Genomic DNA, 18,081 nt, shown 5'->3' on the forward strand with positions numbered 1-18,081 from the left:
CATGAACTATACAACGACGGAACCGGCGACTCTGTCGCCGGCCCCGTCGGCCTCCGTGCTGGATGAGCACGCGAAAGGCTGGCGGAAAAAACTCGGACAGTCGCTGTTAGTGCTGCTCATCATTTTTGTCGCAAGTTGGTACGTAGGGCTGCTCAATTTCAATACACTTGCCAATGGCGTGCCAGCCATAGGCACACTCATTGGCGAATCTCTTCCACCTGACTTCACCAATGTGGCCAGCTGGGTGTCGCCGTTAATCGACACGCTTGCGATGAGCATTGCCGGTACTGCCATTGCAGTAACCTTGTCTGTGCCACTGGCATTCCTGGCTGCGCGCAACACCTCTCCACATCCGGTGGTGTTCCAAGTAACTCGAACCCTTTTAAACGGTTTGCGTTCAGTCCCGGAACTGATCATGGGCATCATCTTCGTGGCTGCTGTTGGTTTTGGGGCGTTGCCTGGCGTACTGGCGCTCGGTCTTCACTCCATTGGCATGGTTGGAAAGTTTTTTGCCGAAGCGATTGAGCATGTAGATGAGGCGCCAGTGGAAGCGGCCGATGCTGCCGGCGCTACTCGCTTGCAGGTGCTCTATCACGCCGTGCTGCCACAAGTACTTCCTCAATTCGCGGACGTGTCCATTTATCGCTGGGAATACAATTTCCGTGCCTCGACCGTAATGGGCATGGTGGGTGCCGGTGGTATTGGCTTCGAATTGATGGGCTCGCTGAGAATCATGCAGTATCAGGAAGTCAGCGCCATTCTCATTGTCATCTTGTTGATGGTCACCGTCGTGGACAGTCTCAGTGGCCGCCTTCGTAAGAAATTCAAATAAGGAGCGTCGATGAAACCCAAGGTTGTGATAACCCATAAGGTCCATGACAGTGTTCTGGATGAACTTGCCCAAGATTGCGAGCTGGTCACCAACCAATCCGGCGCCACGTTGCCCCAGGAGGAAGTGGCTGCGCGCGTTGCAGACGCTGATGCGATGATGGCGTTCATGCCAGACCGAGTTGGAGTGGAGTTCCTACAGGGGTGTCCGCGCTTGAAGGTGATTGGTGCAGCCCTGAAAGGCTATGACAACTTTGATGTGGATGCCTGCACGCGTCATGGGGTTTGGCTGACATTTGTACCGGATTTGCTAACCGTGCCTACTGCAGAGCTAACGGTCGGGCTGACGATCAGTCTCACCCGACAAGTCAAGGCGGCGGACCACTTCGTTCGATCCGGTGAATTTACTGGCTGGACACCACGCTTCTATGGGCAGGGGATCGAAGGCTCACGGATTGGTATTGTGGGTATGGGGGCCATCGGCCAAGCGGTGGCGCAGCGCCTGAACGGATGGGGAGCGGATTTAATCTATTCCCAGCCGGAACGTTTACCCGTGCAGCATGAGCAGGCACTGGGTTTGTCCCATACTCCCCTCAAGATGCTGCTGGCCCAGTCAGATATTGTGATCCTGGCACTGGCGCTCAATGAGCAAACCCTCCACACCATTAATCGCGAAACGCTAACAGGAATGAAACCGGGCGCATTCCTTATCAATCCCTGCCGTGGATCTGTGGTGGATGAGGGTAGTGTTCTGCAAGCGCTTCAATCCGGTCAGTTGGGGGGGTACGCCGCTGATGTGTTTGAGATGGAAGATTGGGCGAGAGAAGATCGTCCGAGGGAGATCGCCCAGGGGCTCAGGGCCCACCCCAACACGCTGTTTACTGCTCACATCGGATCGGCAGTCAGCCAGGTGCGTCTGGCTATCGAGCAACGCGCTGCTCGGAACATTCTGCAAGTGCTTCGGGGTGAGCGGCCGGGTGATGCGATCAATGATCCCAGTGGCCGCGAGAGCGGCCCATGCTGAATCTTGTCTGGCTGAAGAGTTTCGTGGCGGTGCTGGACCACAACGGGTTTCAGGCCGCAGCCCGCCAGTTGGACATCGCACAACCCACACTGTCCCAGCACCTTCAAAAACTCGAAAACCAACTTGGCGTTTTATTGGTCCACAGGGGGCGCTCTGGCTGTGAGCCAACCCGGGCTGCCTTAACCTTGTTGCCTTTTGCCCGAAGTCTGCTCCGGCTGGAGGAGCAGGCGAGATCTTCCATTATGGAGGCTCGACTTCGCGTTGGGGCGAGCTCCAATATTGGGATTTATATGCTCCAGCCCTACATCCGTCGTTACAAGGAGCTGGGCGTAGGGCCCGAGGTGGATGTGGTAATAGATTCCAATCCGACTATTGCACGGCATTTATCGGACGGTGAGCTGGACGTGGCGATTATGGAGTGGTGGCATGATCTACCCGGATTCCATGCTCAGGCGTGGCGTAACGAGCCCGTTGTTCTAATCGTTCCGCCTGGTCACCCGTTAGCCCGTCGAACCGATATCGACCGCGATACGCTGTCTAACATGGCTCTGATCGGCGGCGAACCCGGCACCGGCACTGGCCGGCTTTTGGCGACCTACTTCGGTGAGCATGGGCCATTTCCGACGGTATCTATGCAGCTGGGTAGCACCGAAGCCGTCAAGCAAGCGGTTAAGGTCGGACTTGGCGCATCGTTGGTGCTTGAAAGTTCTGTACGGGAGGAGGTCCAAAATGGAAGTCTGGTGGCTATTCCCGTGAGTGAGCCTGGCCTTAGCAAGGAGCTGATGGTGATTTATCCGAGCAGCCTGGACAAACACAGGCCAGTATACTCGTTTGTTGGGCATCTCTGTGAATAGCTATTGGGTCCACCTCACGCATATCTGGCTGGGAATGCAGATACTGAGCCTCACGCTCACTTCGACAACGCAGTATTCCGTCATCTGCATATCGGCAGAATGGGATATCCGGATGACGAACGGTCAGCCAACGATCCAATGCATAATGCAGAAACAGGTTTGCCAGAACTGGCGATAACGGGCCACCTTGTGGTGTGCCAACGTTCCGTCGTTCCTGCTTACCATCTTTCGTCTGCATCGGTGCCGTTAGCCAGCGCCTCACATACAGCAGCACCCAGGATTCAGAGCAATGGTGGTCAAGAGCCAAACTAAGAAGTTAAGCTCAGGTAAAACTGCTAGCGCTCCAAAAGGGCGCATACAGAGTAGTTCGGGATGCCCGGATTTATACCGCTTCGCCAGCCGCGCGCGTGAATCGATTTCCGGCTCGCCAATTTTGCGTAGTGTGATTGTTCCCGGAGCCAATGATCTCAGATCGGCCATTCGTGGTGAAATCCTGGGACAGCTCTGAGCTAAGAAGCATCGTCATTGCCGCTGATGTTTACTCTGCTGGCTATGGTCGTCTGTCTTCTGAAGTATCTTCGGCCTGATCACTAGAGATCTGAAACTTCTGAATCAAAGACCGAAGAAAGGCGCAATCATTCTCTAGCCGTGTATTGTCGTTGGACAGCGATACGTTACGAGCCTTGATTGCAGAAAGCTCTTGTTGGGATTCTTGTTTTTCGAGCTGGTGCGAATGACGTTCTTTAGAGAGAAGTTGCTCGACCTTTGTAACTTGCTCTCTGAGGGATGCTATCTGCTGCTCCCTATTGACGACGTCGGACTTCAGACTTTTAACTTCGCTATTGGCGACTTCCTTTTCGATTCCTTGCTGACGTAACTTTTCCTGTAGAGCTTCATTGCTGGAACGGGCTGCTTCCAGTTCCGCTGAAAGGGCACTGTAATCTTCACTGCGTTTATCCAGCTCTTCTTTGTATATCTTGATTTCCGCCTCGTGATTCTCCTGCATAGCCTGGCGCGCGATGTTGTTGTCTTTAATGATGATTCTCATTTCGTTGCGAGCTTCGGCCGTTTCAGATTCCTTCTGCTGTATTACTGATTTTGCGGCTTCTAATTGCTCAGCTTGTTGGATCACTTTCTCCTCAAGTCTGGCGAGCTCTACTTCAAGTTTTTGACTCTTATCGCGACTGAGATCCCTCTCCGCAATAGCTTTTTCTAACTTTGCTTCAAACTCGTCGATTACTGACTGCTTGTCCCCGAGCTGGCGCTCCAAACTGCTTACCAGAGTAGCTTTTTCTTCTAGCTCGGTATTGAGCTGTTGGGTTGCTTGTCGAATTCGTTCTTTGGACTGCTCATCCAGCTCAAGGGCAACCGGCCTGAGCATGTTGACCAGCTTCAGTGTAAGGGGGTCGTCTTTTTCGGCGCTGTAGTCCGTCGTATGTCCCAGAGCTTTCAGGAAGTAACCGATTTTCGCGATGGATCCTTCACCAAGAATTTTGCGGACCTGGTAAGGGTTGACTGGTGTATGGGTGCTTTTTAGCTCAGCCACAGCTGATTCGACGGCTAATTCAGTGATTTTGGCTGGTCTAGGCATGACAGTAAGTCTCCACACAGAAAAAATGATCAAAAACAATGAATTAGTGACTTTTCAGCGTTTGATCCCTAGCGCTCTTCGAATTTCCGGCATTCATCTTTGGGCATGGTACGAATAGTATAACGAAACGAACGAAAAGAAACACGAAATAAGAAGAAGGCCTCTTTTTATGTTAAAAATCAAGATTCGATAATAGAAGGTTATCGCATCTTGATGATATATTGGGAGAGTAGGGCGGTTAAGTCGTGGCTTTTGGGATCGGGTCATCCGAAACCACGATGAAATGAAGCAGACAGGTGAAGATCATTTCGAATATCCCTGGCACCTGGTTACATGGCGATGAAGAAACTGACTGGGCCTGGTGCCAACCTGTATGGCATTCAGCGGGGGTACCTTGTCGGTTCTGATTACTGGGGTACGGTGGATATTGATACAGTCAATGGAGAGCTGCTGATGGATTTAACTTACTTCGAGAACGGCCTGGAACTGCATGCGAATGACATTCGCGCGAGCATTCACCGTTTAGGTTTACACGTCCGGCATGTAGATGGTCTCAGCTATACGGTTGGTTTTGATAAAATTGGGCTTCCGGAGCTGCTCATTGAGACCGCTCCGGCTGCGCATGCGGAGGAGCTGTTTCTGACTATGTACACAGCAGCCAGGTGCCGGCTTCGTATCACTGATCGTTGGCAAACCTTAGCCGGAACGCTAAATCCAAGACCTCAGTTCTTCGATCTCCCGGAAGACCGTAAAAGGCAGGTTTTCGTTGATGCAAGGACTGGCTACGGGCATTGGGATTTTCGGGCCAATCTGGTGCAACTCCCTCATCAGAGTGGCGGCCTGTGTCGGGCCTTCTGAATGTTACAAATTGAAATTCACTTGCGGACAAGTAAGCGCAGCGGGAGCCTGTGAAATGACCAGAAATGGATCCTACGAAAGTCAGGGTAATGAGCGTAAACGGGGCCTCGAAGATGAGAGCTTGTCCCATTCTCCGGGGCACCCAGACCAGTCAAAGCTCAATAAATACCTAGAAGCTGCGCGGAGCACCAACACCGAGATCGCCACCGCTAACGCGATTAAGCATTATCGGGAAGTGTATAAAGGCCCCTTCCCTTGCACGCCACATGATCTGTCTCTTTATCTGAGTCATTATGCCGGGACACTGAAAGTGGCGACGTTGGAACAGCGCCGCTCATTGATTGGCAAGTGGCACGAAGAGATGACCGGCTCTAACCCGAACAAGAGCAAACTCGTTCTAGAAACCATGCGAGGAATTCGGAAATTCCATAATGCCAGCCAGAAACAGGCGAATGCTCTGCCTTTAGACACCCTCAGGGAAACAGTGAGCTTTCTTGCGGATAAAAGAAATCGTCAAGAAGGTGCGGCTAATCGGGAGTGGCGCCGTTATTCGCGGGACAGGGCCATGCTACTCACGGCATTTTGGTTTGGTCTTCGCGGAAGCGAATTGGTGAATATACGGCTTTCCCACCTGACTTTTGATTGGAGAAGTCATCCGCCAAAATTGACGATGATGATTCCCACCTCAAAGGCCGACCGCAGCAGTTCCGGGCGAGAGGTAACGCTTGTTGCTTTATCGGAACTATGCCCTATTTACGCAATTTCCGAGTGGATCGAGGACAGATTTGGGGGACTCGATATCGGCTCTGAAACAATTAAAGACCAGTTCTTGTTCAGTAAAGTCGACCGCTGGGGGGCGGTTTGGTCTGATGGCCTTAACTCGAATTCCATCAATAAAATTTTGAAGAGGGTTTTTGACGAGGCGCGCGAGAATGGTGCGCACATTCCGGAACATTTCAGTTCGCATTCGATGCGTCGTGGCATCTCAGATTGGTTGATTGATCAGGGCGCGTCGTGGTCCCAATTAATGCATTGGGTCGGCTGGCGAGATGTCCGGTCGGCCAGAAAATACGTAGACTCAAAAGAGAGTCTGCCTTCGATCTTTATGGACAACAATCAGCGACTGAGTGTAGAACAATCAAACAAAGATAAAGGTCACGGTCAACCTAGTAAGATTGGGCATGATGAAAACCGGTAGGATGATCACTTAGAAAAGCCGATTTTACGCAGAAGATTTTTCCCTCGATATGTGAGTGAGTCCGGCCCCGATTTTTGTAACTCCTCCTGCTTCAATCGCAGAAACACCTCTTTACGATGCACTGGAACATGGGAGGGGGCCTCTATCATCAGTCTGATTCGGTTGGTATCGATCAGGGTTACGGTCACTTCGATGTCCTCTCCAATGATGATGGACTCATTCAGTGCGCGTTGCAGGACCAGAGGCATATCAGTTTCCTTGTTAGTCAGGAGGTGAAAATGAGCTCACCAGTATGGAAGGTTCGCAAAGGTTGGACTCCAGAAGTCCTGTCGGGAAGGAGCCCTTCGAACACTTTGATAACTTCAATTCCAGGAATCGACTTGTACGCAGTCCGTTTCGTAAGCTGAACATAGGCGTCCAACGGGTTCATTGCCGGTACGTCGAAGCTGAACGTCTTGCGTTGTTCGGTAACAATATCGATGCTGAATGGGCGAGCACGTCCTGGGCGATCTCCGTCTGAAACGTCGGCCCTGGAGAAGAGTGTTGCCACCAACGGTTCAATGAAACCGTTATCCATTTGATCGGATACGGCTAAACCCTCCAGGTAGCCTGAAAGCCGATATCTCCATTCCAGGCCTTCGATCTCGTCTTTCGACGGATGCAGATTCTTCAGATAGCGAATTGGATTTGGATTGCCGCGTTTGATGCGCCCTTCAATATCCCTGAATAGATCTTTTACCCGGTCTTCGCTCAGATGTGTCATAGGTGATCCGTTGTGGTCTCGATTTCCGAAATAGCGTCTGCCAACAACCGTTGAAAGTCGGGACTATATGGAGAGGCAATCTGTGGTTGAACCAGGAAATTGGAGCTACCCATGGTGGTTTAACCTCTCGTTCCGATGCTTGAGAGAATCGAAAGAGCCTCTCCATTAGTCAAACCTCCGGGCAGCTTTTCCTGAATGAGAGCCTGGGCCTGAGGGCTTTTCCTGGCAAGGTTGAATAAAACCTCGGTTACTTCTATGGATGCGGGATCCTGGGCAGGATGGAGTTCGGCCAGTGACCTGGCTATCTCAACTCGTTCGCTGATGGCATTGTGGGCGGCTGTATTCTCGAACTCTGAAGGATGTGTGGCATTAATCGTATTGGAAGTAAGCGGTTGGTCATTTGAGAAAAAGCGCTCGAAATTAACCTCTGGTAGTAGGACTGTCAGCTTGAAGAGGCTGGGCATCGAGTAGTAGGAGGTAACAACACCAAGGACGAAGCCTATAAATAGTCTCAACATGGTGTTTCTCCCTTTGTCTGATGGGCGACCACCCTGGTCGCCCAGCCGTTATTAACGGGTTAACGCGGCTTTGGTTCTGAGTGCGAGACTGCCTGCAACATCGGCCGGTGTTATCGGGGAGTCTTCTCTAACCCAAACGGTAATGGTGATTTGGCTTTTATCGGTAGCCTGCTTTTCGATCTTATGATCGATGACGTATCTACCATTACCGTGCTCTCTCGGTGCACGCATGTGATAGTAGGCAGAAGGCGACGCGCTATAGGCAGTGTCAAATTGATTGAGCTTGTCGTCAGCAACGATGCCCCACTCCTGGCGAATCTCCTGTTCCGTATAATATCGGTACTCTTTTTTTACCTTCACAAACGCAACATCCACGTCGATTGGAGCCGAGAACGTTGTTGTTTGCTCAATGTATGAAGAGCTTTTCTTTGCTGGTTCATCCGCCTGAGCAGTCTCGGCGATAGAGGCTGGGTTTCGGGACTCAATGGTGCTGCCGGGCGCTGATCCATCGTGATTGATGGGTTTGCCGGTAAGAGGATTGTTGATGCAGGTAAGGCACCTGCCATCGTTGGTGTAGATGTGTTCGCCACCGGCGCAACCAGCAAGTACGCCGATAAGCCCGAGGGCCAAACCGAGGTTGATCAATTTCACTGGGTTCTCCTTGCACGTCTTTTTCTTGGTTTGCTTCGAAAACCAGGGCCCGGGCGGACTGAGAGTCTGACGAGGAAAAGGAAACCCATGAGTGACCATCCTGAAGCCGGATTGAGTTTGCCGTTAAACGGCAATCAACCTGGCAAAAATGGGTCACAGCACAAAGACCTATTTGGTTGGCGGTAGACGTGGGTGAACCCGGGGGTTCGCACACAAGCCTCTCACGGAGAGAAATCCCATTCCTGAACTCGACCCAGATCTCTGGGGCACTTTCCTTAGTTGATGGCCAGATCGGGCCATTGAGTTTTAAGGATTCAGATACAAGTTTGCCCCCGATTGGTGTATCGGAGCAACGTCCTGAGGTCGTTCGAAGAGTGTCGGATTCAATATTGAGAGCAAAATCATGTTTCCCTGATTAGTTATTGACCACATGCGACATGCACATAGTAGAATCAGGCTGGTGCCATGGAGGCGCTGAATAAAAGCTTTCACGCTTTTTTTGACGACAGGGATGTACATACCATGATCAAACCCCGCGCCATCATCGCTGGGATTATTCCCGCCATCTTTATCGTTCTGTTACTGGCCTTGCTGCTGGCTAAGCAAACGGATTTGTTTCAAAAGCACACACACCCATGGCCACCACTATCGGGAGCACCACTGAGCGCTTTTGAAAACCCGCATCCACTGGAGTCGGACAACGGTACACTGAACCTGGATGAAATCCCCTCGACTGTGTTGTTGTCGGTATTTTTGTTCCTCTTAGCCGTTGCAGCGATTGCCTGCTCCCGCGCGATGAAAGGTTCCAGGGGCACCATGGTTTTTCTGTGGGCTCTGGCTAGTTTGCTGTCCGGGCTGTACCTCCTCTCGCTACGGAGTTTTCCCTTCGATTCGTACCTTTCGGAACTGACCGTCGCAGCGCTTGTCTTCGCTGTTGTTGGCAATCTTCTGCTCGGGTTTTGGCTTTCACAGCTTAAAGGACGGTATGTCGCTCAGGGTAAAGCGATTGTGATGAAGCAAAATCTGCTGGCCATTGCTGCACATGAGCTGCGCACACCGATCACAAATCTCCGATCTCAAGCGGATCTGGCATTGGCCTATATCGATGGGGCCGCTCTTGGGGATGCCAGGGGTATCCTGCAAATGAGTCTTGATGACTTGGATACGCTTGACCATCACATAAAGTCTATTCTCGCTCTGGCGGCTCTGGAGAACGGGACTCTCAAGTCCAGAAAAGACTGGTTTGCAGTGGCGAAAATGTGCAATGAGTTGAACGGCCAGTTCGCCGGCACGGCGAATGTCGCCCTGATATGGGATTGCGTCGATGATCCTAGAATCGGAGTTACTGAGGTGTACTCAGACTACGATTTAATCAAAGTGGTGGTTCGAAACGCGATCGAAAACGCGTTTAAACATACGTCCGATGGCTTCGTGAAAATATCGATGTCTCTCCGAGACAAAGGAATTTCGATTTCTGTGCGAGACACCGGGGCTGGCATGTCCACCGCTGAGATGAATGCGCTGCTATGGCACAAAGACCCGCTTTCGCTTGGTATCCGTCGCGGAAAAGATGGATGGGGCATCGGGATGCCAGTTATGAAGAAATTCTCCGAATTCCTTGGAGGGAGAATCAGGATCGACAGTAAGCCAGGCTTCGGGACCTGCCTGACGATCGATCTACCCGTTGATTACCGGACCGGAGAGCTCCCCAAGCAAGCTGCAGTTCTGCCGGATCATGATATGGATCTGGAGCCTGGGTCGATCCGCACATCAAAAAGCGGAGACCAGAAAACAAAGGTACTGTTGATTGACGATAACCACACTTTTCTTAAGCAAATGCAGCGTTTTTTTGCGCCGAAGATTCTTGGAATTCCAGACGTCGAATTAACGGTCTGCGATGACCCGATTTCGGGCATCACGAGACTCGAAGAGCAACGATTTGATCTGCTCCTGGTCGATTTTCACATGCCCCATGTTGATGGCCTAAAGCTGCTCGAATGGCTAGCCAGTCATGAGCATCCAAACCAGGGAATGGTTAAGATTATGCTCACCGCCGACCCAAGTATTCCGGAACGAAAGCGTGCGGCGATTGTGGCTGCTGGTGCAAGAATTGTCTCTAAAGGGATGCCGATCGAAGACATGAAGATCTTGGTTGCGGGGGTTAAGCAACAGACAGCCCGAAACCAGGCGCAGATACGTGCAGCTGTCGAACTGACTGTTATCTGAAGGTGACTGACACCCACGAATAGTTTTCCACAACTGGTATAGCATCGAAGAGAACGTCCAGGCTGTCTTTGTTTGAGGGATTTAACTGATCGCCACGGGGATGTCAGCCCATCGAGTCGTGTAAGCCGGCGATAGATTTTCTCTTCGCATTTGCCAGCTTTGGTTTTTGTGAATCTGCCGGCCAAACTGGATCGTGTTTTTGCCAGCGATGCTGTTGATCTTGTCTAAGGTCCGCATCAGCTTCCGGTTGCGCTCGTCGTCCTCGACCTGGCTGAAAAAATCGGATTGGCAAGCACCAGGCACCCGGAAGTCTGTCAGTACAATGCCCGCTTTGTTGTACCGGTACCCCTCCCGCCACAACGACCGGGCAATACTGACCGCATGTCGTACGATTTCCCGGGTGTCTGAGGTCGGGAATGGCAGAGTAATCCCTTGCTGGTTGGCGTAGTGGTTACCGGTTCGAAACCGGCTCGTTGACATGAACGCGGCCAGATACCCGCAATCCCGGTTTTCGCGACGCAGCTTCTCAGACGCTCGGGATGCGTGAGCGGTAATCGCGGCAAGCATGGAGTTCAGATCGGTGACGGGTGCCCCGAAGGACTTTGAACATAGAATCTGCTGCTTTGCCGGTGCTACTTCGAGAAGGTCTGAATGACATGGTATGCCGTTCAGCTCCCTGACGGTGCGCTCGACCACGACTGAAAAGTGATCTCGTATCCATTTAGGATCGGAATCGGCTAGATCCAGAGCGGTCTTTATTCCCAGGGCATCCAGTCGTTTGCTCAGTTTCCTGCCGATTCCCCATACTTCTTCCACCGGTGTCAGGTGCATAAGACGTCGTTGCCGGTCTCGGTTAGTCAGATCCACGACACCCCGGGTGGCGGGATAGTGTTTTGCGGCGTGGTTAGCTAATTTTGCCAATGTCGGACTTGGAGCGATTCCGACACAGATAGGTAAGCCCGTCCATATTCGCACCAGCTCTTTGACGTGGTGGCCGAAATCCAGATACGACACAACGGAATCGATACCGGTCAGATCAAGAAAGGCTTCATCAATACTGTAGGGCATGACCCGAGGTGCGCATTCCGCCAGGGCAAGCATGAATCGATGGGACATATCTCCGTAGAGTGCATAGTTGGATGAGCAAACAATCAGGCCGTGCTTTTCGACGTACTCCCGCAACTCAAAAATGGGTTGGCCCATCTTTATACCGAGTGCTTTCGCCTCCGGTGATCGTGCAACGGCACAGCCATCGTTGTTACTGGCGACCACGACCGGCCGGCCACGAAACGCTGGATTGAATAACTGCTCGCAGCTGGCGTAAAAGCTGTTCATGTCACAAAGAGCGAACACCTGTTTCATGTCAGAGCGCATGCACCACGGTGGTTACAACACCGAAAATTTCGAGTTCATCCTCCTCCCGAAGCGTGATGTCGGGGTAATCTTCGCTTTCTGCCCGCAACACAGGCCGGCTCGGAACACTCAGGTCCAGGCGTTTGCACACAAACTCGCCGTCAACGGACGCAATGACGATCTTGCGATGTCCCGGTGGCAGACTGCGATCGACAACCAGCACATCACCATCGTGAATCCCCGCCCTTTCCATGGAGGAGCCGGATGCACGAACGAAGTAGGTTGCAGCCGGCGTCCGAATACACAGGTCGTCCAAAGACAGTGTTTTTTCAATGTAATCCTGGGCCGGTGACGGGAAGCCGGCCTTGACCGCATCACTGAAGAACGCAATGGAGCTCCGGAGTTGCTCTGTTGGACGGAAAATCTGTTTGATCAGCATTGGACACCGCATCTCAATAAACTGTATGGATGAACAGTATATTACTTGAAGGTGGTTTGATCGACCCCTGCAAGTTTTGGTCTGAAGTTTTATACCAGATCCGCCTTAGGCACCCAGAGTGGCCAGCCCTCATCTTCGGAGCATGGCTAAACAAAGGAGAAGGCTTTTCCGTCCTGAGCCCTGCGCGGCGTAGCCGTGCCAAGGTTATGTCAGGTTATCAAAGAGAATTGAAGGTTAGTTCAGGAGCGAGTTTGGATTCCATCTGAGAGGTTGCGGGATACTCCTGCTTTTCTTCGTTTGCTAAAGCCGATCTGGTATAAAAAACCATATCATTAAAGATTAAGATGACGCTAATCCTCGGATCATCCGAAAACCGCAGGGGCATAACGCATCGCTCTGAACCGTGGACCGACGTTTCCCTGGTCAGCTTGAGAGCCCCCTTACCCAATTATCAAATTCAGCAGGTAGGTGCAGCTCCGCTTTAACACGCGAGATCGCAGTGTACACGCTGGACACGAGAGCATCTTTTGAGACCATGTTGGTCTGACTGAAAAAATCGTCCGCAATAACAACTTTTTCAAATTCCATGTTCTTGGTGTGCTCTGGCATCCCTAGCCACAGAACATTGGCGTAGCCCCTCGCCTGCCGAGACAATGATTCATCGAGGTGTTTGAGCTGATAGCCACGGGAAAGCAGGTCGACAATACGACTGATATCGGCGTGCTGCGATTCTCGCTTTACCAGTTCGTCGAAGGTTCCGTACCGGAATAAGCTTGGGAAGCTCGGGCGCGTACCGTGATTGAAGAGCTCGATTACGTCGCCCATGAACCACTGCAGGGCTTTCTCCGATCCTGGCATCAACGTGAAGGCGGCTTTTTCATGGGCACATCGCTGGAACTGCTCAAACAAGGCCCAGTATGAGCGAAAAATGATGGCGCAGTTTCCGCTCGGCGCCGGCAGGGTCTGGTAGGACACAACCCGGGTGTTTTCTGGTCTGATGCCGACAAACTCCAGCTCCGGAGTAATGGGGTGTGCCGCAAGAACCCGGTTAAAAAGCTCCGTTGTGCTCTCACCAGCCCTGACTGATACACCTAGTTCTCGACCTCGTGATCGCCCTGGTCGCTGAGTTCCTCCAGCCCCAAAAAGGTGTTGGTATCGATCACCAAAGGTAAATGTCGCCTGAGGTGGCGGCGTTCGCTCAAGAATATTAATAATGGGCAGGGGCAGATCGTGGGCTTCATCGACCAGGGCGATACGGATCGTAGGAGGAAGCACCTTGCCTTCAACATCAGCATGCTTGATTTGGTGATAGATCCGCATTGGCAGTTCAGATTCCTGATTTGGCGGATTCACAATGACTTCCCACATCCTGCGAGCAACTTCTACCAGAATGACTTTGTCTGAGGCGGACCAGTGAGACTTTATCGTAGCGGGTAGATGTTCAGTCGTGATCTCATGACCGGAGTTGTGGCAAAACGACGTCACCGTCTTCCACGCAATTTTGGCAACCTCGGGAGGCTTCGCTCGCTGAAGCGGTTGGATCCCCAGAATATGTGCCATTTGCTCATAGGTGCGGTTGAAGCGCTGCCCCATCCGGTAACGCGAGCCCCTGGAGGGCCTGGGTGCAGGCTCTCCAGGATAGACCAGTTCTTTCATCAATTCCGCTAACGTCAATCCCCGAACGGCTTGCGTGCGTTCCATGAGCGCTGTGAGTTGCTGACGGGTGTGAGCCAGAGCTACAACAGAGAGACCTTTGGCGCTCAAGGATGCCGCAAGCGTTGTGATGAGGTAGGTCTTACCCACGCCGGCGAAGCCTTGAATGGCCATGGGTTCGTCCGGCTCGGCCTCGATGGCTCGAATCAAGCGGTCGTGCTCAGTCGACAGTGACACATTCCGCTGCAGACCCAAGATGTTACGTTTGATGAACACCTGGTTGAACTCTTTCGAGCAACCATAACGCCATCGGTTTTTTTGTTCCAGGTAACTTTTGTTGGCAACGTCCGAGACTGACATCAGAAAGAACATGTCGCTGTTGCCCGGAGCCAGGTCAGAAAAGTGCTCTACTCGATCCTGTACCAGGTCCTCAATTTCTGATCTGGCCTCTTGAGAATCACCAATCAGCTGGAGGCTTTCCGCAAGGAGACGTTCACTCGCAGGGCCATTAAAGGGTTTTGATGAGTTGGCCAGTTTAAACAGGGTAAACAAACCCGCCAGCTCGGCATTGGTTAAGCCGGAGAGTCTTGTCCGGTCTTTATCCAGCTCCTGTAACGTCTCAAGGCTTAGTGGGATCGCAAGTTTCGTCATGGTGTCCAATTCGTGAGTTCAGGCAATCTCAAGGATCTTTTGCTTACGTGTAACCAAGATACCGTCAGAGTCTGGTATTGGCTAATGAAGAGATTCGTCTGCAGAAATATATGGTATAATAAACCAGACTATAAAGTTGTTTGTGTTCACACAGTGTCCGTGCCGTACTCTGATATTGGGAGATCCAAAACATGTTGAACTCTGATGTTGGCGATGTCCCTGTCCCGCGTGACTTGATCGAGGAGCTTTCGAATGCTTATCAATCTCTCGTGGATCATTGTGAAGGGCTAAAGAAGCTATCAGAAGTGGATCATGCCACAAATTTTGAAGTGTATATCCCAACTTTTGGCGCCACTGAAAAACAGCGCTATACCTCGGATGCGCGCAGAGCTGCGATTATCGATGCGGTTGGCCTGACCATTGACGATACTCACAACAGGAAATACGAAGCGGGTATTATTTGTGCTTCAGATGCGACAGTGTCGGCGGTCGAGCAGCTAAACGCAGCTAAAAGTCACTTCAAGGGAACGGTCCTGAAAATCCGGAACCTTTCCCTTGAGAAGCGCGGGGTATCACGGGAAACGGTCCTGAAGAACGCTCTGAAAAGTGCCGGAATTCAGACGCTTGATCTGCGGGAGTGTTACCGACAGATCCGGATCATGCCTCGTAATTTGGATTCAATCTCCTGGACCTGGGCAACCAGTCACGCCCGGATCCAGAAACTCAGCTTTGATGAGGCCATGGCGCTTGCCGAAGGGCTCAGGGATCGTGATGTGGAGTTGGCAGACACCGCCATAGATGTCCTGCGGCGAAAATGTTCACCAGATCAGCCTTTGGTCCGCCGAATCACTCTGCCGAATCAATTGCGAGCAAACTACGCCTATCGCGAGGCGGGCAAGGTCCTCCGGAAGAGTTGCCCGATTTCGGGAGTAGTTATTGCACAGCAGGAGACTCTCCCGAGGTTGGCTTGGCGTGAAAATCCAGCATTTCGTAAAGAGGTTCCAGTTAGACTCCAGCGCGAATCCAAGATAGAACCAGAACCAGTCATTCAAGCATTGAGCATTCATCGCTATGTCGACGGTTAAGCCTGAACACCCTGCTCTCCAGGCAAAGGTACGCTGTTTCGGTTCAAAGGCGGCTCTCACTGCAGAGGCGACCTACATCACCCAAGAGGGAGGCGTGCCGCTGGCTGCACTGAATTTGGAAGTCGCACCACGCAAAGGTGAACGCATTGAATGGAATAGTAAGATTGTTCTCCAATTGGGCGAGGACGATCTACCACTTCTTTGTTGTGTGTGTCTGGGCTATTTACCCAAGGCCGAGTTTAAGAGGCCAACAAAGGGGATAACGATTGAGCGCCAGCCCGGCAGGATTTACCTGGCTGCCAGCCAAGGATCAGGTACCGGATACGCCCTACCCCTGCCCATTTCACAAAGTTTTCGGCTTGGCGCACTGGCTCTTGCACAACTAAAGAAACAGTCCGTTTGTGACGACGAGCAATTGGTATTGGCAGCGCTAAGAGGGGCGGCAGCACTCTATAAAGGTTAGGTAGAATGCCACCTGCAGCTCTCTTGCGGCTTGACTCATCCGCCAGAGATCGCGGACTCGGCGGTTTGGTATGTGGAAAGGAGCTCCAGCCCTGCCTGAGAGCACCGCCAGGCTTCATACCCCTTATGCTGATGACGGACTGGCAGCGAGAGCATTCATTTTCTGAATGGAACCAAAATCTCACTACAGGCCCGTTATTCAAAGCTTTGAACGTTCGTTCGGGCGGCAATTCCTGGTTGCGACCATTCTCAAGATGGAAGATCAATCAGCTGACCAATTGTACCCATAGGCAAGTAAAGCGACTGCAGATCTCCGAATTGCCTTCCCATAGGCAGGAAGCCGTAGCGCTTAAAAAAGCGATCACTGCTCTGGGTAAGAGGGTCCGTTACAACCGCTATTCCCATGCCACTGTATTGAACAATCCGGTACGCTTCTTCCAAGGCCTCAAGAAGCAGCGTTTCACCGTATCGGTGTCCGGAGCCGTGTAGTTTGCTATCCACACCCAGCCACGCAAGCTTGATCACTGGAATGGGATAAGCCGGGTATCGGCTACGGGTCTCCTGATCTGGAAGCTCATCACGCACTACGGTTGCGCTGGTCAGGGTGAAATACCCCAGGACCGGAGCTGGCAACACATTTGTAGGTTCATCATCCACCAGCACCCAGGTGCGATTAATTTTCTTGTCCATCTGCTTGCGAGCTTCTCGGCTAAGGAACTCATTTACCCGTTCCAGCCCACAATCAAACGATTTCCGGTCATGCGACTTCTTATCTAATGGCTCTAACCTCAAGGTCACCGTTTTCCATCCTTTTGCTCCGGCGGCGTTTCGCGCTCAGCAACGCCTCGTTCGGTGCTGGAGCTGCCTCGCAAGCTGCTACAAAAGCATCAAACGACTGGCTGTTCAGGCGATACACCTCAGCCTCCTCGATCACGCGAACCGACTTCTCCCGGATTGCCTGGATGACAAACTCTGAGAGACTGTGACTCCCGGTCAGAGCTGAAGCGCGCGCCGCCAATTCTTTAATAGCTGGATCAATTCGTAAATCCAGCCGCGCGCTTGTTTTTGACATGCGGTGTTCCTCTTTCAACTGGCTGGCCAATCGACCAGTCCCTCTGTTTTGGTGTTTTCCATTTTGCTGTACTACTGGCTTAAACCTAGAAGCCATCGCGTACGGAAAATAACCGTACAACAAATATCGGCTAATGCTATCCAAATGTCAACGGGAAGCTCAACTCACTGAAACGCCATATTGCAGAACAATTAAAAAATTGTGATCACAGAAGAAACCGCTCATATGCTATGAGCAAGTCTGTATAACTGCCCAACCGCTACCCCGGAACCCACTTCGCAAGGTGAAACATTCGGATACGAATCTTTACATCGATTAAGCCTGGTCCCGACGGGTGCGGAAGGTTTAACTGGTTGGTAGAAAATCGCACCCTGTCCGCAAAAAACCAGCGACTCACTTCACGACCCCTCGCCCATTCAACGGAACAACGTATTTGTTCCGCAATAGAGTGACCGTTCGATGAGCCCCCTTGGATGAGATCGGAACAAGCTGTTGGTACTCGGTATGGTCGCAAAGCGAACGTTCAGATGGTGCGATAACGCGAAGCTTTGCGGCAGTTTTGGAACCGCGCAGCGGTGGAAAACTGTCCGACAACAGCGGCTGCTTAAAATGCTATCGTTCACCTTCCAGCTCGTGCCATACCCTTAGAATGATGATGGCACTCACATGTACAGAATAGCGAACAATGTACTTGCCAAAGACCATGTCGCGGATGGAATCAGGTACTGGCGCCAGTTCAACCGGCGGACGGTCAGGCAACTGACACCTCACGTGCAGCTGCCAGCGGGCTGGCGTAGCAGCTCCCTATCCCCCCCCCGGGGATATGAATTCGTTCATAGCGACAAAACCGTCTAT

General features: G+C 51.9%; 19 protein-coding genes and 1 pseudogene. 8 read left to right on the forward strand and 12 right to left on the reverse strand.

Annotated elements, in window-relative coordinates:
• Window position 1 precedes the first annotated feature (1 nt).
• From phnE to QUE75_RS20230, 3 genes are read left to right on the forward strand one after another with little or no spacing between them, the layout of a single operon-like run.
• Window positions 2-832 carry a phosphonate ABC transporter, permease protein PhnE gene (gene phnE / locus QUE75_RS20220; RefSeq protein WP_011783501.1) on the forward strand — a complete coding sequence of 277 codons (831 nt, stop codon included), beginning with the start codon at window positions 2-4 and terminating at the stop codon, window positions 830-832.
• A 9-nt stretch (window positions 833-841) separates the two neighbouring features.
• Window positions 842-1,852, forward strand: coding sequence for a phosphonate dehydrogenase (locus tag QUE75_RS20225; RefSeq protein ID WP_026949874.1), 1,011 nt, complete (start codon window positions 842-844; stop codon window positions 1,850-1,852).
• Window positions 1,846-2,706: a LysR family transcriptional regulator gene (locus QUE75_RS20230; RefSeq protein ID WP_011783503.1), complete on the forward strand. Its 861-nt coding sequence runs from the start codon at window positions 1,846-1,848 to the stop codon at window positions 2,704-2,706. The genes QUE75_RS20225 and QUE75_RS20230 overlap by 7 nt, the downstream gene beginning before the upstream one ends.
• Here the strand turns inward: QUE75_RS20230 and QUE75_RS20235 are convergent.
• Complete coding sequence (locus tag QUE75_RS20235) at window positions 2,621-2,944, reverse strand: reverse transcriptase domain-containing protein (RefSeq protein WP_236075131.1); 324 nt, start codon at window positions 2,942-2,944, stop codon at window positions 2,621-2,623. The genes QUE75_RS20230 and QUE75_RS20235 overlap by 86 nt on opposite strands.
• A gap of 312 nt (window positions 2,945-3,256) precedes the next feature.
• Window positions 3,257-4,297, reverse strand: coding sequence for a coiled-coil domain-containing protein (locus QUE75_RS20240; RefSeq protein ID WP_138435722.1), 1,041 nt, complete (start codon window positions 4,295-4,297; stop codon window positions 3,257-3,259).
• A gap of 333 nt (window positions 4,298-4,630) precedes the next feature.
• On the opposite strand from QUE75_RS20240, the gene QUE75_RS20245 reads away from it, so the two are divergent.
• A complete protein-coding gene (locus QUE75_RS20245; protein WP_286255815.1) occupies window positions 4,631-5,155 on the forward strand; it encodes a hypothetical protein in 525 nt (174 codons plus the stop codon).
• Window positions 5,156-5,210: 55 nt separating this feature from the next.
• Complete coding sequence (locus QUE75_RS20250; protein ID WP_286255818.1) at window positions 5,211-6,353, forward strand: tyrosine-type recombinase/integrase; 1,143 nt, start codon at window positions 5,211-5,213, stop codon at window positions 6,351-6,353.
• A 5-nt stretch (window positions 6,354-6,358) separates the two neighbouring features.
• On the opposite strand, the gene QUE75_RS20255 is transcribed toward QUE75_RS20250, so the two are convergent.
• The 4 genes from QUE75_RS20255 to QUE75_RS20270 all read right to left on the reverse strand — a co-directional run bounded on the left by QUE75_RS20255 (window position 6,359) and on the right by QUE75_RS20270 (window position 8,285).
• Window positions 6,359-6,601: a carbon storage regulator gene (locus QUE75_RS20255; protein WP_286255820.1), complete on the reverse strand. Its 243-nt coding sequence runs from the start codon at window positions 6,599-6,601 to the stop codon at window positions 6,359-6,361.
• A 17-nt stretch (window positions 6,602-6,618) separates the two neighbouring features.
• Window positions 6,619-7,116: a hypothetical protein gene (locus QUE75_RS20260; RefSeq protein WP_011783497.1), complete on the reverse strand. Its 498-nt coding sequence runs from the start codon at window positions 7,114-7,116 to the stop codon at window positions 6,619-6,621.
• 119 nt (window positions 7,117-7,235) lie between these two features.
• Window positions 7,236-7,634 (reverse strand): hypothetical protein, encoded by a 399-nt coding sequence (locus tag QUE75_RS20265; RefSeq protein ID WP_286255825.1) that lies wholly within the window; start codon window positions 7,632-7,634, stop codon window positions 7,236-7,238.
• Between the two features lie 51 nt (window positions 7,635-7,685).
• Window positions 7,686-8,285 carry a hypothetical protein gene (locus QUE75_RS20270; RefSeq protein ID WP_286255827.1) on the reverse strand — a complete coding sequence of 200 codons (600 nt, stop codon included), beginning with the start codon at window positions 8,283-8,285 and terminating at the stop codon, window positions 7,686-7,688.
• Between the two features lie 465 nt (window positions 8,286-8,750).
• Here QUE75_RS20270 and QUE75_RS20275 point away from each other — a divergent pair, with 465 nt between their 5' ends.
• The gene (locus tag QUE75_RS20275; protein WP_286255829.1) at window positions 8,751-10,511 is read left to right on the forward strand and encodes a hybrid sensor histidine kinase/response regulator; all 1,761 of its coding nucleotides are present in this window, start codon (window positions 8,751-8,753) and stop codon (window positions 10,509-10,511) included.
• 81 nt (window positions 10,512-10,592) lie between these two features.
• Here the strand turns inward: QUE75_RS20275 and umuC are convergent, their stop codons facing one another.
• The 3 genes from umuC to QUE75_RS20290 form a co-directional block, all read right to left on the reverse strand.
• A complete protein-coding gene (gene umuC / locus QUE75_RS20280) occupies window positions 10,593-11,873 on the reverse strand; it encodes a translesion error-prone DNA polymerase V subunit UmuC (RefSeq protein WP_286255830.1) in 1,281 nt (426 codons plus the stop codon).
• Between the two features lies 1 nt (window position 11,874).
• Window positions 11,875-12,303 (reverse strand): translesion error-prone DNA polymerase V autoproteolytic subunit, encoded by a 429-nt coding sequence (gene umuD, locus QUE75_RS20285; protein ID WP_011783492.1) that lies wholly within the window; start codon window positions 12,301-12,303, stop codon window positions 11,875-11,877.
• Window positions 12,304-12,726: 423 nt separating this feature from the next.
• The gene (locus QUE75_RS20290) at window positions 12,727-14,607 is read right to left on the reverse strand and encodes an AAA family ATPase (protein WP_286255834.1); all 1,881 of its coding nucleotides are present in this window, start codon (window positions 14,605-14,607) and stop codon (window positions 12,727-12,729) included.
• 191 nt (window positions 14,608-14,798) lie between these two features.
• On the opposite strand from QUE75_RS20290, the gene QUE75_RS20295 reads away from it, so the two are divergent.
• Window positions 14,799-15,692 (forward strand): hypothetical protein, encoded by an 894-nt coding sequence (locus QUE75_RS20295; RefSeq protein WP_286255836.1) that lies wholly within the window; start codon window positions 14,799-14,801, stop codon window positions 15,690-15,692.
• Window positions 15,679-16,155 carry a hypothetical protein gene (locus QUE75_RS20300; RefSeq protein WP_222562911.1) on the forward strand — a complete coding sequence of 159 codons (477 nt, stop codon included), beginning with the start codon at window positions 15,679-15,681 and terminating at the stop codon, window positions 16,153-16,155. The genes QUE75_RS20295 and QUE75_RS20300 overlap by 14 nt, the downstream gene beginning before the upstream one ends.
• A 248-nt stretch (window positions 16,156-16,403) precedes the next feature.
• Here the strand turns inward: QUE75_RS20300 and QUE75_RS20305 are convergent, their stop codons facing one another.
• The 3 genes and pseudogenes from QUE75_RS20305 to QUE75_RS20315 form a co-directional block, all read right to left on the reverse strand.
• Window positions 16,404-16,844 (reverse strand): acetyltransferase, encoded by a 441-nt coding sequence (locus QUE75_RS20305; protein ID WP_236075128.1) that lies wholly within the window; start codon window positions 16,842-16,844, stop codon window positions 16,404-16,406.
• 79 nt (window positions 16,845-16,923) lie between these two features.
• Window positions 16,924-17,256: a type II toxin-antitoxin system TacA family antitoxin gene (locus tag QUE75_RS20310; protein WP_236075127.1), complete on the reverse strand. Its 333-nt coding sequence runs from the start codon at window positions 17,254-17,256 to the stop codon at window positions 16,924-16,926.
• A gap of 582 nt (window positions 17,257-17,838) precedes the next feature.
• A pseudogene (locus QUE75_RS20315) lies at window positions 17,839-17,970 on the reverse strand (type II toxin-antitoxin system RelE/ParE family toxin); the annotation flags it as partial.
• Window positions 17,971-18,081 lie beyond the last annotated feature (111 nt).

This window comes from Marinobacter shengliensis (assembly GCF_030297115.1).
GTDB classification, from domain to species: Bacteria; Pseudomonadota; Gammaproteobacteria; order Pseudomonadales; family Oleiphilaceae; genus Marinobacter; species Marinobacter shengliensis.

Coding starts and splice junctions, on each gene's coding strand:
- QUE75_RS20245 (WP_286255815.1), top strand. CDS start 4,631: ATGGCGATGAAGAAACTGACTGGGCCTGGTGCCAACCTGTATGGCATT.
- QUE75_RS20225 (WP_026949874.1), top strand. CDS start 842: ATGAAACCCAAGGTTGTGATAACCCATAAGGTCCATGACAGTGTTCTG.
- QUE75_RS20275 (WP_286255829.1), top strand. CDS start 8,751: ATGGAGGCGCTGAATAAAAGCTTTCACGCTTTTTTTGACGACAGGGAT.
- QUE75_RS20265 (WP_286255825.1), bottom strand. CDS start 7,634: ATGTTGAGACTATTTATAGGCTTCGTCCTTGGTGTTGTTACCTCCTAC.
- QUE75_RS20240 (WP_138435722.1), bottom strand. CDS start 4,297: ATGCCTAGACCAGCCAAAATCACTGAATTAGCCGTCGAATCAGCTGTG.
- QUE75_RS20305 (WP_236075128.1), bottom strand. CDS start 16,844: ATGGACAAGAAAATTAATCGCACCTGGGTGCTGGTGGATGATGAACCT.
- QUE75_RS20260 (WP_011783497.1), bottom strand. CDS start 7,116: ATGACACATCTGAGCGAAGACCGGGTAAAAGATCTATTCAGGGATATT.
- QUE75_RS20295 (WP_286255836.1), top strand. CDS start 14,799: ATGTTGAACTCTGATGTTGGCGATGTCCCTGTCCCGCGTGACTTGATC.
- umuD (WP_011783492.1), bottom strand. CDS start 12,303: ATGCTGATCAAACAGATTTTCCGTCCAACAGAGCAACTCCGGAGCTCC.
- QUE75_RS20300 (WP_222562911.1), top strand. CDS start 15,679: ATGTCGACGGTTAAGCCTGAACACCCTGCTCTCCAGGCAAAGGTACGC.
- QUE75_RS20230 (WP_011783503.1), top strand. CDS start 1,846: ATGCTGAATCTTGTCTGGCTGAAGAGTTTCGTGGCGGTGCTGGACCAC.
- QUE75_RS20235 (WP_236075131.1), bottom strand. CDS start 2,944: ATGCAGACGAAAGATGGTAAGCAGGAACGACGGAACGTTGGCACACCA.
- umuC (WP_286255830.1), bottom strand. CDS start 11,873: ATGAAACAGGTGTTCGCTCTTTGTGACATGAACAGCTTTTACGCCAGC.
- QUE75_RS20255 (WP_286255820.1), bottom strand. CDS start 6,601: ATGCCTCTGGTCCTGCAACGCGCACTGAATGAGTCCATCATCATTGGA.
- phnE (WP_011783501.1), top strand. CDS start 2: ATGAACTATACAACGACGGAACCGGCGACTCTGTCGCCGGCCCCGTCG.
- QUE75_RS20290 (WP_286255834.1), bottom strand. CDS start 14,607: ATGACGAAACTTGCGATCCCACTAAGCCTTGAGACGTTACAGGAGCTG.
- QUE75_RS20250 (WP_286255818.1), top strand. CDS start 5,211: ATGACCAGAAATGGATCCTACGAAAGTCAGGGTAATGAGCGTAAACGG.